The sequence below is a fragment of the Nocardia sp. CA-084685 genome (assembly GCF_050955785.1).
Classification (GTDB): domain Bacteria; phylum Actinomycetota; class Actinomycetes; order Mycobacteriales; family Mycobacteriaceae; genus Nocardia.
In genome coordinates this window covers 919880-934296 of the sequence record NZ_CP192094.1, presented here as the reverse complement: position 1 = coordinate 934296, position 14417 = coordinate 919880, and the positions used below count along the sequence as shown (strand labels likewise).

Here is a 14417-nt window from a genome sequence, read left to right as displayed (position 1 = left end):
GCGCCCGCCCCCAGCGCCACCTGATCTTGATTTCTAGAGGGGTTGGTGCCACAGCTCGGTGAGTACCTTGCCGATTTCGGCGAGGGCTTCGGCGGCTGTCATGCGCCAGTGGGTTGTTGGCACGGCGCGGTTGTCGACTGCGCCGTCGACCACCTCGGCCCAAATCGACGCGCCGATCGAGCCGGTGGGATCATCCAATGCCGCCGTGAAGTAGATGACGTCGCCGTGGAATCGAACGGGCTGGTAGTCATTGCGCAGCACGACCGAGTGCACCGCCGTATCCAGCACCCGGGTGAACCGCTCGGAGCCGAAGGAGGCGAACGGCTCCGGCAGCTCGACCAGCCGCTCGGCGAGTTGTGCCAGGTCGATATCGGCGGCGAAGCCGAGGTCACCGGCCTGTTCGCCGAGCAGGCCGCCGATCAACTCGGCCACCGGCACGGGTGAGCCCGCACCTTGCGCGCGTTCGTCGGGGGGATCGGCCATATAACTGTCCATCACCGCGAGCGTGGCCACCCGCTGTCCGGCCCGCTGCAACTGCACCGCGATCTCATGGGCGAAGACACCGCCCATCGACCAGCCGATCAGGTGATATGGCCCCTGCGGCTGGACCGATCGGATCGCATCGACGTAGATCGCCGCCCACTCCTCGATCGAGTCCGGCAGTACCGCAGGTGCGGCCAGGGTCGGTGCCTGGATGCCGTAGATCGGCCGGTCGGAATCGAGGTAGGCGGCCAGTCCCGCGAACGACCATGCGATACCTGAGACCGGATGGATGCAGAACAGCGGATCGGCGCTACCTGTCGCACGCAGCGGCAGCACCACATCGAAGGCCACCTCACCCTCGACCTGGCCACCAGCCCGGCGAGCCAGCTCGGCCAGGAAGTCCGATGGGGTCGGCGCGGTGAATATCCGCATCACCGGAATCTTGTCGCCGAGTACCGAACTCAGCCGCGCGGTCAGCTTCGTGGCGACCAGCGAATTGCCGCCGCGCTCGAAGAAGTTGTCGTCCATACCGAATCGGTCGAGGTCGAGCACCTCCGCGAAGGCGGCAGCGACTGTTTCCTCGATCGGCGTCGCCGGTGCGCGGTACTGGCGTGCCTCGAATGCGGGTTCGGGCAGCGCGCGCCGGTCCAGCTTGCCGTTCGGCGTCAGCGGCATGACATCGAGCACCACGATGGCGGCGGGAACCATATACCCGGTGAGGAATTCGGCCACCTGCACGCGCAATTCATCCGCATCGATACTGGCACCGGCCGCGGGCACCACATACCCGACGAGCTGATCCCCGAGACGTTCGCTCGAGCGGACCAGCACAACCGCCTGGCTCACACCGGGACAGCGCAGCAGCGCGGATTCGATCTCGCCGAGCTCGATTCGGAAGCCGCGCAACTGAACTTGCTGATCACTGCGCCCGGCATAGGCGAGTCCGGAGTGGCCCCAGCGACCGAGGTCACCGGTGCGGTACATGCGAGATCCGGGCGCACCGAAGGGATTGGCAACGAAACGCGCCGCCGCGAGCCCCGGCCTGCCGAGGTACCCCCTGGACAGCTGGGCCCCGGCCACATAGATCTCCCCCGGTGTTCCGACCGGCACCGGATGCAGGCGCTCATCGAGCACATACCCGTCCAAACCGGGGAGCGCACGTCCGATGAGGCTGTCCGGACTGTCCGCGAGCTGCTTGTCCAGCGCAAGGAACGATACGTGCACCGTGGTTTCGGTAATCCCGTACATATTCACCAGCCGCGGCGCATCCGGGTCATGACGCTCGTACCAGCGCCGCAACTGCCGCAGATCCAATGCCTCGCCGCCGAATACGACATGCCGCAGTGCGAATTCGCGATCCCCATCGGCCGCCCGATCGGCCTCGATGAGCTGATAGAAGGCCGACGGAGTCTGGTTCAGCACCGTCACGCGTTCACGAATCAGCAACTCGCGGAAAAGTTCCGGTGCCCGTGAGGTCGCATAGTCGACCACGACCACCGCGCCGCCGGTGGCCAACGCACACCACAGCTCCCACACCGAGAAATCGAAGGCGAACGAGTGGAACAGCGTCCACACATCAGTCTCATCGAAACCGAACAGCGGCTGGGTATTCGCGCACAGCTCGACCACATTGCGATGCGCCACACCAACCCCCTTCGGCACACCCGTCGAACCCGAGGTGTAGATGACGTAGGCGAGATGATCCGGGAGCAGGGGTGCGATGCGATCGGCATCGCTGACCGGTCGATCATCGAATTCCGTTGTCTCTTCGAGCAATATCACCGGCAACTCGCCGACCGGCACATCGGCACGTTGTTCGGCAGTGGTGAGCACGCAGACCGGCACCGCGTCCGACAGTACGAAGGCCAACCGCTGCGCCGGATAGGTGATATCGATCGGCAGATACGCCGCACCCGCGATGAGCACGCCGAGCAGTGCGACCGGCAACTCCTCGGTGCGCGCAACCGCGACGGCTACCAGCGATTCCGGCCCGGCACCGGCAGCGATGAGCGCCCTGGCAACCCGGTTCGCCCGCCGCCGCAGCTCCGCGAAGCTCAGCGCGGTATCGCCGAATCGAACCGCCACCGCGTCGGGCCTGCGCCGGGCCTGATCGGCAATCAGATCGGGCAATGTCGCGGCGGGCACCCACGCACCGCGCGAATTCCATTCGTGCAGCACTCTGGTGCGTTCGTTCGGTCCGAGCAGCTCGATATCACCGACGATCACCGCGGCATCGGCGACGACCGCGGTGAGGATCCTGGCGAACCGGTCGGCGAAGCCCTGTACCGTCGCTGTGTCGAAAAGATCTGTCGCATAGGTGAATTCGGCCAGCACGCCTTGGGTTTCACCGCGCGGGCCGATCCGCTCGTTCAGCGAAAGCCGCAGGTCCACCTTGAACGGATCCGTTGCGTGATGCCCCATCGCGACCTGGAACAGCGGATTCCTGCCGGTCACCTGGACCGGATCGAGTATCTCGACCAGTTGCGCGAACGGCACATCGACGTGCGCGAATGCGGCGGCATCGACCAGACCGACCGCCGCCAGCAGTTCATCGAACGTCGCATTCGGGTGGTATTCGGTGCGCAGCACCACGGTGTTCTCGAAGGTCCCAGGGACCCTGGCGGCGTCGGTGGGACCGACCGCGGCGACTAGTTCACCAAAGGTCGCACTCGGATTGCTATCGGTGCGCGGCATCACAGCGTTGTCGAGGGTTGTCTCCGAGGCCGGCGCACCGATGGCTATATCGCTCATGCCGGACAATCGCGCCAGCAGCACCGCGAAAGCCGCATGCGCTACCACGAATACCGAGGTATTCCTGGCCTCGGCAAGCCGACGCAGTTCGTGGTGCAGGTGCACCCCGATCTGCAGCACGACCTGCCCGCCGTCATAGGAGGGCACGGTCGAGCGCGGACGGTCCATGGGCAACGTCAACTCATCCGGCAGTCCTGCCAGCGTGGTGCGCCAGTATCGAACCTGGGTGATGACATCGGGCCCCGCGCTATCACGCACAGCCGCAACCGAATCGGCGGTGACGAAGGCACCGAGCACAGTGCGCAACCGCTCGGTCAGCGCCCGCGCCGCCGAATCCGCGACGGCATCGCCGCGATACAGCACCTCTACTCGCAGCTCGCTGCCCAACTCCGCCCGCACCGTGACCGGATAGTGGGTGTAGTCGACCGAACTCACACCACTGACCACCAGCCCGTCGACGGCACTACCCGCCTGCCGCAGGCCATCGGCATCGATCGGGTACGACTCGTAGGCCACCAGCGTGTCGAACAACTCGCTGCCACCGGCGATCGCCTGGACATCGGCCAGCCCGAGATAGTGATGCTCCAGCAGCGCCGCCTGCTCGCCTTGCAGCGCGGTGAGCAGCTCCGAAACCGTTGTGGCCGAATCGAATCGGACCCGCACCGGGATGGTGTTCACGAACAGGCCAACCATCGCGTCGACCCCGTCGAGCTGCGGTGGACGTCCCGAAACGGTGACGCCGAAGACGACATCATCACGGTCGGTGATACCCGCGACGACCACGCCCCACGCCGCCTGCAGCACCGTATTGACGGTGACCTCCTTCGCCGCGGCGAAGGAGGTCAGCGCGGCCGTCTCGGTCGCCGACAGTTCGAATGCGGCTCGGCCGAATCCGTTGTCCGGGCCGAATCCGTCGTCCAGCACAGCCGGGCGCACCAGCGCGGGCGCGAGCAGCGTCGGTGTGACCTTGCTCAGCGCGGTTTCCCACGCGCGCAGTGTGGCTTCGCGGTCCTGGCGCGACAGCCACGCCAGATAGTCGCGATACGGCCGCACGGCGGGCAGCAGCGCGGTATCGCCGCTGGTCGCGTAGAGGATCAGCAGATCCTTCATCAGCAGCGGCATGGACCAGCCGTCGAGCAGGATGTGATGGGCCGTCAGCACCAGGTGCGTGCGCCCGGATGCGGTGCGATACACCGTGAATCGCAACAGCGGCGCCTGCGCGGCATCGAATCCGGTGCGCTGGTCGGCGGCGAGCAGATCGGGCAGGTCGGCGTCCGGCACCTCGGTGACCACCCGCCACGGCACCCGAACCCCGTCGGCGATGAGCTGCACCGGTTTGCCGTTCGCGGCGAACGTGAAGGCGCTGCGCAGATTCGCGTGCCGGTCCAGCACCGCCTGTGCCGCGCGGCGCAGACGGTCGAGTTCGAATTCGCCCGAGAGTTCGACGGCCACCTGAATGACGTAGGGGTCGACCGACTCCGCCAGCATTTCCATCAGGAACAGCAGGCCGGTTTGCAGCGGCGACAGCGGCAGTACCTCGACCAGGCCCGGATAGTTCGTCCGCCAGCTGTCGAGTTCGTGCTGGGTGGTGGACACGAGCGGCACGTCCGAGGGTGTGAGACCACCGGCGTTCGGGTCGGCTACGTGCCGGGCCACCGCCGTCAGTGCGGTCAGCCAGTCGTCTGCCAGTTCCTGAACCGCCGCCGCGTCGAGGATTTCAGCGGCGTACTTGAACACCACGTCCATCCGCGGTCCGGCCTCGGTATCGACGACGATCGCATTGATGTCGACCACGGCCGATGCGGGCAGTGCCGGATCCTGGCTGTCGTCGAGGTCACCCAGATCGCCGGACGGGAGCCAGGATGGATCGGACAACGCCGGTGCGCCGCCGGTGGCTACCCGGCCCAGATAGTTGAAGCCGACCTGTCCGATATCACCGGCCAGACCCGAATTCAGTTGGCGCAGTAGCCCGAAGCCGATCCCTCGATCCGGAACCGCGAGCAATTGCTCCTTCACCGAGCGCAGTACCGCCGCGGTCTCGTCGGCAACGCCGGTGAGATCGAGCGCGACCGGGTATACGCTGGTGAACCAGCCGATCGTGCGAGTCAGATCGGCGCCGGGCACGGTCGCTTCTTCGCGACCGTGGCCCTCGAGTCGAATTCTGGTGACCGGGAGGTCGATACCGCGTCGCGCGCGCCAAGTCCGCACCGCCATGGCCAGTGCCGCGAGCAGACCGTCGTTGACGCCGCCCCGGTACAGCGCGGGTACTGCGGTCAGCATCGCCTCGGCGACATCGACCGGCACCTCGACCGTCAACTGCCGTACCGTCGCGTGCGTATCAACGGTGGGATCGAGCGCACGCGTACCGAGCAAGGGATCCGGTGTGGCCAGCACAGTGCGCCAGTAGTCGAGCTCGGCCGTCCGGGACGGCGAACCAGCCGCCTCGACCAGGCCGTGCGCCCAACGCCGGAACGATGTTCCGACCGGCGGCAACGCAATGGCCATCCCCGCGCAGCGCTGGGCCCATGCGGTGATGAGGTCCGGAATCAGGATCCGCCACGATACGCCGTCGATCACATAGTGGTGCGCCGCGAAGACCAGCAGATCGCGTGCATTCGACCTGCGCAGCCAACTGAACGCGACCATCCGGCCCGCGGCCGGATCCAGCGCCGCCAGCGCGGAAGCCACAGCGGCATTGCCGATTCGGTTGAGCTCGGTTTCGTCGGAGACTTGCACCTCGGACAACAGCGTCGACGCGTCGAGGGTTCCCGGCGCGGCGACCTGCTGCCACCACCGTCCGTCGACCTGCCATACCCGCGCCCGCAGCATGTCGTGGTGATCGAGCACGGCAGTGAGCGTGGTGGTCAGTCCGGTGCTGTCGATGCCTTCCGGCAGCGCGAGCACAAGGGTCTGCGCGAATCGGCCGAACGAACCGTTCTCGAGGAAGCCCGCGAGCACCGGGGTGAGCGGGATATCGCCGACACCGCCACCGGGCAACTCCGCCAGCACGACCGGCGCGGGATCGGTACCGAGCACCGCGACCCGCGCCAATCCGGCGACGGTCTTCTGCTCGAAGACATCGCGCGGCGTGAAGGCGATTCCGACCGCCTTGGCCCGCGAAACCAACTGGATCGAGACGATACTGTCGCCGCCGATGGCGAAGAAGGAGTCATCGGCTCCGACCTGCCGCGCGCCGAGGACCTGCGCGAACAAGTCCGCGATCCGCGATTCCAGCGGGCTGGAAGGTGCCCGCGATACGGTGGCCGTGAACTGCGGTTGGGGTAGCGCTGTGCGATCGAGCTTGCCATTGCTGGTCAGCGGCACCTCGTCGAGGACGACGATCGCCGAGGGCACCATATGCGAAGGCAGTACTCGCGCCGCGAATTCCGTTAGTCCGTCCTGGTCGACGATACGGTCGGCCACTGGAAGCACATAGGACACCAGTGCCGTTGCACCAGCGGTAGTTTCGCGACCGAGAGTGACGGCGAATGCGACATCCTCGTGGCCGCCGAGCACCGCGTCGATCTCACCGAGTTCGACACGGAAGCCGCGGACCTTCACCTGGAAGTCGCTGCGCCCCACATAATCCAGTGCCCAGGTCCCTATGGCCGTCGCGTACCACCGGACCAGATCGCCGGTGCGGTACATCCGGGCCCCCGGCTCGCCCCACGGATCGGCCACGAAACGCTCCGCGGACAGCCCGGCTCGGTTCTGGTAACCGCGGGCAAGCGCGCCGCCCGCCAGATACAACTCACCTGTCACTCCGGGCGGCACCGGATGCAGCCGGGAGTCCAGCACCAGCGCGGACATGCCGCGCACCGGACGACCGATCGTAATGTGCTGTCCCGCGAACAATTGCGCATACGACGAAATAATGGTCGTCTCGGTCGGGCCGTAGCCGTTGTAGTACCTGCGACCGGGCTGCCACTTGGCCAGCAGTTCCGGTGTCGTGACGTCGCCACCGACGGATAGCACCTCGAGGTGGTCGAGGCCGGTCGGATCCACCGTACCGAGGACCGCCGGGGTGATGATCGCGTGCGTGACCTGTTCGGTGCGCAGCAGTTCACCGAGCTCGTCCCCACCGGGCACGGTGGACGGCACGATCACCAGAGTCGCGCCGACCGAGAATGCGCACAGCCATTCCAGTACCGACGGGTCGAAGCTCGGCGCACAGATATGCAGGAAACGGCGGTTGGGCTCCAAACGGTAGAGCTCGATGGCATGTTCCAGTAGGCCGCCGAGTCCGGCGTGGGTCACCGTGACGCCCTTGGGCATACCGGTCGAACCCGAGGTGTAGATGACATAGGCCGGGTTGTGCAGACGCAGCGGGGTGATCCGGTCGGCATCGGTGATCGGTGCGGCGGATCGGTTGGCGCACAATGCCTCCGTCGCGCGATCGCCGAGCGCGAGCCACGGCACGTCGTCCGGGAGGTCAGCGAGGTATTCGACCGAGGTCAATCCGATGACCGCGGCCGAGTCGGTCAGCAGGTACCTGACCCGTTCCAGCGGGTGGTTCGGATCGACCGGCACATGTGCGCCACCGGCCTTCGCGACGGCCAGCACGGCGGCGACCATCTCGTAGGAGCGCGGAAATGCCAACGCGACCAGACTTTCCGGGCCGACACCGCGCTCGATCAGCACCCTGGCCAACCGCGACGAGTACCGATCGAGTTCGCGGTAGCTGATCGAGCGACCCGCGTACCGGATCGCGACACGGTCGGCCCCGAGGCGCAATCCGCGCAACAGCAGATCGGGCAGCAGCCCACCAGCCATCACGTGATCCGGTTGCACCCTGGTCAGGAATTCGAGTTCGGAGTCGGCCAGCAGCGGCAGATCACCGATCGGTGTTTCCGTATCGGCGACGATCGCGGTGAGCAGCCGCACGAACCGGTCCGCGAAGCCGCGCACCGTCGCGTCGTCGAAAAGGTCGCGCGCATAGGTGAACGCGGCGAACATGCCAGCACTCGACTCGCGAATCGCCAGCGACAGATCGAATTTCTCGGTGATCAGATCGAAAGCCACTGGGGCGACCCGCAAATCGGGCAGCTCGAACGAGTTGTCCGGCAGGTTCTCGAACGAGAGCGCCACCTGGAACAGCGGATGCCGTGCCGTCGATCGCTCCGGTTCGAGCAGATCCACCAACCGCTCGAACGGAATATCCGCGTGCGCGAAGGCCTGTAGATCCACATCCTTGGCATGGGCCAGCAGTTCGGCGAAGGTAGTGCCGCCCGGCACCTCGGTACGCAGCACGAGCGTATTGACGAACATGCCGATGACATCGTCGAGTTCGGCCTCGCCACGCCCGGCGACCGGTGTGCCGATGGCGATATCGTCGGTGCCCGACAGGCGCGCCAGCAGGACCGCGAGCGCGGCGTGGACCACCATGAACAGGGTCGCATTGTGCTCGCGGGCCAAGCGCAGCAGCCCCGCGTGCACATGCGCATCGATCGGGATATCGCACCGCCCGCCGACGAACGACGGGACGGCAGGCCGAATCCGATCCGATGGCAGGTTCAGCTCATCCGGCAGCTCGGCAAGAGCCTGTCGCCAATACGACACCTGTTGTCCGGCAAGTGACTCCGGATCGGACTCCGAGCCGAGTACCGCGCGCTGCCACAGCGCGAAGTCGGCGTACTGCACCGGCAATGGTGTCCATGCGGGAGCGGATCCGCCCGTTCGAGCGACGTAGGCCAGCATCAGGTCACGGGTCAGCGGACCCATGGACCAGCCATCAGCGCTGATGTGATGGGCCACCAGCACCAACACGTATTCGCCTTCACAGCACAGCAATTCGGCACGCACAGGCACTTCGGCGGTGACATCGAATCCGGCACTGACCAGTTCGATGATTCGATCCCGCAGCTCATCGGCAGCCACATCGACCGCTGTCAGATCCGGAACGGCCTGTCCCACAGGCAGAATCACCTGGTAGGCGATACCGTCGCGAGTCGGATACACGGTGCGCAGCACCTCATGCCTGGCCACCACATCGGCAACCGCCAACCGCAGTGCATCGAGATCCAGTGCACCCGACAGTCGCACCGCTACCGGCACGTTGTACGCGGCCGAATCGGTATCGAACTGGTTCAGGAACCACATCCGCTGCTGTGCCAGCGACAACGGCACCCGGTCCGGTCGCGTAGCCGCGGCGAGTGGTGGCCTGCGACCCGAGCCGACCCGCTGCTCGACCCGGACCGCCAATGCCGCGACGGTGGTCGCCTCGAACAGCACCCGCACCGGCACCTGCGTATCCAACGCGGCACCCAGCCGCGCGGCCACCTGAGTGGCGATCAGCGAATTGCCGCCGAGTGCGAAGAAGTCGTCATCGATTCCGACCCGATCCACCCCGAGCACCTCGGCGAACACCCGGGCAACGATCTCCTCGATCGGCGTCGACGGCGCACGGAAGACCTGGGTCTCGAACTCGGGCGCGGGCAATGCCTTCCGATCCAGCTTGCCGTTGGCGTTGCGCGGCAGTGCGGCCAGAACCACGTAGGCAGCGGGCACCATATAGGACGGCAGCACGTGGACCAGCGCCGACTTCACCTGTGCCACATCGATATCGTCGCCAACCAGATAGGCGACGAGCCGATCACCGGTCCGCTGATCGGCATCGGCGAGCACTACCGCCTGCGTAACTTGCGGCAGTGCGGCTAATGCCGCCTCGATCTCACCCAGCTCGATCCGGAATCCACGGATCTTCACCTGGAAGTCGGTGCGACCGCGATACTCCAGCTCGCCATCAGCATTCCAGGCAACCAGGTCACCCGTGCGATACATACGCGCACCCGACTCGAACGGATTCGCCACGAACCGTTCGGCGGTCAGATCGACCCGACCGAAGTATCCGCGCGCCAACTGCGCACCGGCCAGATACAACTCACCCGAAACGCCGACCGGCACCGGGCGTAACCGCGAATCCAACACATAGACCCGGCTGTTCCACTCCGGCGCACCGATCGACACCGATACCGCATCTTTGGCGGTCACCCGATGATTGGTGACCGACACCGCGGCCTCGGTCGGCCCGTACAGATTGAACAGTTCCTTCTGCGGATAGGTGTCCCGGAACCGCTGCGCCAGCTCCGCGGGCAGTGCCTCACCGATGACCAGCACCCGTCGTAAGGTGAACGGCAGCCGACCGGTCAACAGCGCGTCCAGCATCGACGGCACCACATGCAGCGTGGTCACCGACTCCCGGGCCATCAGATCGTTCAGATAATCCGGATCGCGATGCCCGTCCGGGTGGGCGAGCACCAATCGCCCGCCGAATACGGCCGCCGACCAGAACTCCCATACCGACAGATCGAAGGTGGCGGCCGTCTTCAGCAATACCGCGTCGCCTGGGCCGAGTACGAATTCGGCTGTCTTCCAGAGCAATTGGTTGACGATCGCGGCATGCGAAACCGTCACGCCCTTCGGCCGCCCGGTAGAACCCGACGTGAAGATCACATACGCGGTATTCGCCGCGCGCAGCGACCGGACCCGCTCGTCGTCCGCGATCGGTGTCGCGTCGACCCAACCGAGATCGAGTCGGTCCAGTCGCACCACAGGTGCCAGCTCGGTATCGAAATCCGCTGCCGCATTGGTCAATACGCAGACCGGTGCCGCGGTACCCAGAATGTAATCGGTCCGCTCCGCGGCCTGGTCCGGATCCACCGGCACATACGCGGCACCGGCCTTGGCAACCGCGTACATCGCGACAACCAGATCCACCGACCGGCGCAAGGCGAGCACCACCCGCGACTCCGGTCCGACGCCCCGGGAAATCAGGTGCCGCGCAAGACGGTTCACCCGCGCGTCCAGCTCGGCGTAGGTCATCGGTTCGCCGTCCGCGGCCATCAGCGCCACCGCGCCCGGTGTGGCGGCCACGGTCGCATCCAGCAGCGACACCAGTGTCGCCGTCGCATCCACCGCATGGTCGGTCGCATTGCGGCCGGACACCAGTTCGGTCCATTCCGCGGCGTCGAGCAGTTCCAACGCACCGACGACAGCGCGCGGTGCCGCGGTGATCTCGCCGAGCAAACGCGCGAATCGAGCCACGAAGCCCTGCACCGTCCGCTCGTCGAACAGATCGTGGGCATAGGTGACGGCACCGCTGATGCCCGCGGGTTGTCCCATCTCGTCGTAGTGATCGCCGATGATCCAGTGCAGATCGAACTGCGATACCGCGGCATCGAAGTCCACCGCCGACACGGTCAGTCCGGGCAGTTCCAGACTCGTCGCGGCCAGATTCTGGAACGACAACCCCACCTGGAACAGCGGATGACGTGCGGTCGAGCGGACCGGATTCAGCACCTCGACGAGTCGTTCGAACGGCACATCGGCGTTGGCGAAGGCCCCGAGATCCGTCTCGCGCTGCCGCGCGAGCAGTTCGGTGAACGGCACGGATTCATCGACCCTGGTCCGGAACACCAGGGTGTTGACGAACATGCCGATCAGCTGGTCCAGCGCCGGCTCACCGCGACCTGCCATGGGCGTACCGATGGCGATGTCATCGGTGCCCGACAACCTGGCCAGCAATACCGCAAGCGCCGCGTGTACAACCATGAACAGCGTCGCGCCCTCGACGCGTGCCAATTCGACGAGCACCCGGTGGGTTTCGGCATCGATATGCACCGGAACCTTGCCACCGGCGAAGGACTGCACCGGGGGCCGCGGCCGATCCGTCGGCAGGTCCAGTTGATCGGGCAGTTCGGCGAGTGCGTCGCGCCAGTAGGCGATCTGTCCGGCCGCCAACGACTCCGGATCATCCTCACGACCAAGCAGTTCGCGCTGCCAAATGCTGTAATCGGCGTACTGCACCGGCAACGGTGCCCATCCGGGCACGGAACCGGCCGACCGTGCGGCGTAGGCGGTCACCAGATCGCGCGTCAACGGCCCCATCGAGGTGCCGTCACCCGCGATATGGTGCACCACCAGCGCCAATACGAACTCGGCTTGCGCGTCCTCGACCTGGAACAAGCCGACCCGAAGCGGCACCTCTGCGGTCACATCGAAGGTTGTCGAAAGAAGTTCGCGCACAGCTGATTCGAGCTGTTCGGCGGCGACGGTCTGAACCGTCAGCTCAGGCGCCGACTCATCCGCGGGCAAGATCAACTGCACCGGACCGGTGTCGGTGTGGGGATACACCGTCCGCAGAACCTCATGTCGCGCAACGAGATCCGCGACCGCATCGCGCAGCGCGGCCACGTCCAGCGCACCGCTCAAACGCACCGCGATCGGAATGTTGTAGGCCGCCGATCCGGTATCGAACCGGTTCAGGAACCACATCCGCTGCTGAGCCAGCGACAGCGGAATCGCCTCCGGACGCGGACCGGCAATCAATGCCTTGCGGTCACCAGCCCCAGCATGTTCCGCCACCGCGGCGGCAAGCCCGCCGACGGTCGGCGTCTCGAAAAGTAGACGCACCGGAATCCTGGTATCCAGCGCGGCACCGAGGCGCGCCATCAGCTGGGTGCCGATCAGTGAATTGCCGCCGAGGTCGAAGAAGTCGTCATCGGCACCGACCGGCACTTCGAGCGCAAGTACCTCGGCGAAGAGTTCGGCAACTACCGGCTCGATGGCACCCGACGGCGCGCGGAAAGTCTTGGTGCGCAACTGTGGCGCGGGCAGCGCCTGGCGATCCAACTTGCCGACCGGGGTCAGCGGGATCTCGTCGAGCACCATAATGGCGCTCGGCACCATATGGGCGGGCAGTTTGCTTGCGGCCAGCTCGGTCAGCTCCGTCGTATCGATCGCGACACCATCGAGGGCACGCACATACGACACCAGAATCGTTGCGCCACTGTCCTGTTCGTGACCGATGGTAACAACGAAATCGATGCCGTCGTGTGCGGCGAGCACCGCGTCTATCTCACCGAGTTCGATGCGGAAACCACGGATCTTCACTTGGAAATCATTGCGCCCCAGGTATTCCAACTCGCGCTCGGCCGTCCACCGCACCAGATCGCCGGTGCGATAGAGCCGCGAACCCGGCGCACCGAACGGATCGGCTACGAACCGAGCGGCGGTCAGACCTGGTCGGTCGTGATAGCCGCGGGCCACCTGCGCACCGGAAATATAGAGTTCGCCGACGACCCGGCCCGGCACCGGCGCGAGCTCGGAGTCCAGCACATATTCGGTGATCCCGCGGATCGGCCCACCGATGGTCACCGGTTCGCCCGGCACCAGCGGTGCGCTGATATTCGTCATGATCGTGGTCTCGGTTGGACCGTAGCCATTGAAGAATTCCCGGATGCGGCCATCCGCGATCGGTAAAACCCAGCGCTGCACCAACTCCGGTGGACAGGCTTCACCGCCCGCGACCACGACACGCAGCTCGTCCAGCCCATCGGCGGGCAACGAGGCGAGCGCGGCCGGGGTGATGAAGGCGTGCGTCACTCGCTCTCGGCGTAGCAGTGCGGCCAGTTCCGTACCGCCGTACACCGTCGGCGCGGCCACGACCATGGTCGCGCCCCGACTCAACGCGAGCAGCAACTCCAACACCGATGCGTCGAAGGAGGGTGAGGCGAAATGCAGTGTGCGCGAATCGGGTGTCAGTGTGTAGCGCTCACGCTGCTCATCACAGAAATTCGACAGCCCCGCGTGGGTGACGACTACGCCCTTGGGCGTACCGGTCGATCCGGAGGTGTAGATGACATAGGCCGGATGCTCGGCGCGCAGCTGCCGGAGCCGATCAGCGTAGATGATCGGTTCCGCCGAATATGCCGCCATGTCCAAGGTATCGATGGCGAGCCATTCCGGACCATCGGGCAGCTCCACCGCCGCAACGGTAAGACCGAGTGCCGCACCCGAATCCGACAGCATAAGGGCGACGCGATCGGCGGGATAGTTCGGATCGACGGGCACGAATCCGGCGCCAGCCTTGGCGATCGCCCACACCGCGACAATCGATTCCACCGAGCGTGGAATACCGACCGCGACCAAATCCTCCGGCCCGATACCGCGCTCGATCAGCAAGCGCGCCAAGCGGTTCGATCGATCATCGAGTTCGGCATAACTCAACCGCGCCAATGTCGTCGTCGCATCCGCGAATACGACCGCGGGTCCGGCCGGATTGGCCTCCACGGCGGTGGTGAGCAATTGCGGCAGGGTCTTGATCCGGGGGCGTCGAGTCCGGTTGGGCCGCTCGCGATTCGGCCGCGTCATGCGCCATACCCCTGTCGCGCACCACGCGCGAA

1 protein-coding gene is annotated in these 14417 nt (G+C 65.9%); it reads right to left on the bottom strand.

What is annotated here, in order from left to right:
• Nucleotides 1-33: 33 nt before the first annotated feature.
• The gene (locus ACQP2U_RS03970) at nucleotides 34-14385 is read right to left on the bottom strand and encodes an amino acid adenylation domain-containing protein (RefSeq protein ID WP_433713442.1); all 14352 of its coding nucleotides are present in this window, start codon (nucleotides 14383-14385) and stop codon (nucleotides 34-36) included.
• Nucleotides 14386-14417: the final 32 nt, after the last annotated feature.

What these genes read in the sequence shown, in the direction of transcription:
- ACQP2U_RS03970 (WP_433713442.1), bottom strand. Translation starts at nt 14,385, where the DNA reads ATGACGCGGCCGAATCGCGAGCGGCCCAACCGGACTCGACGCCCCCGG.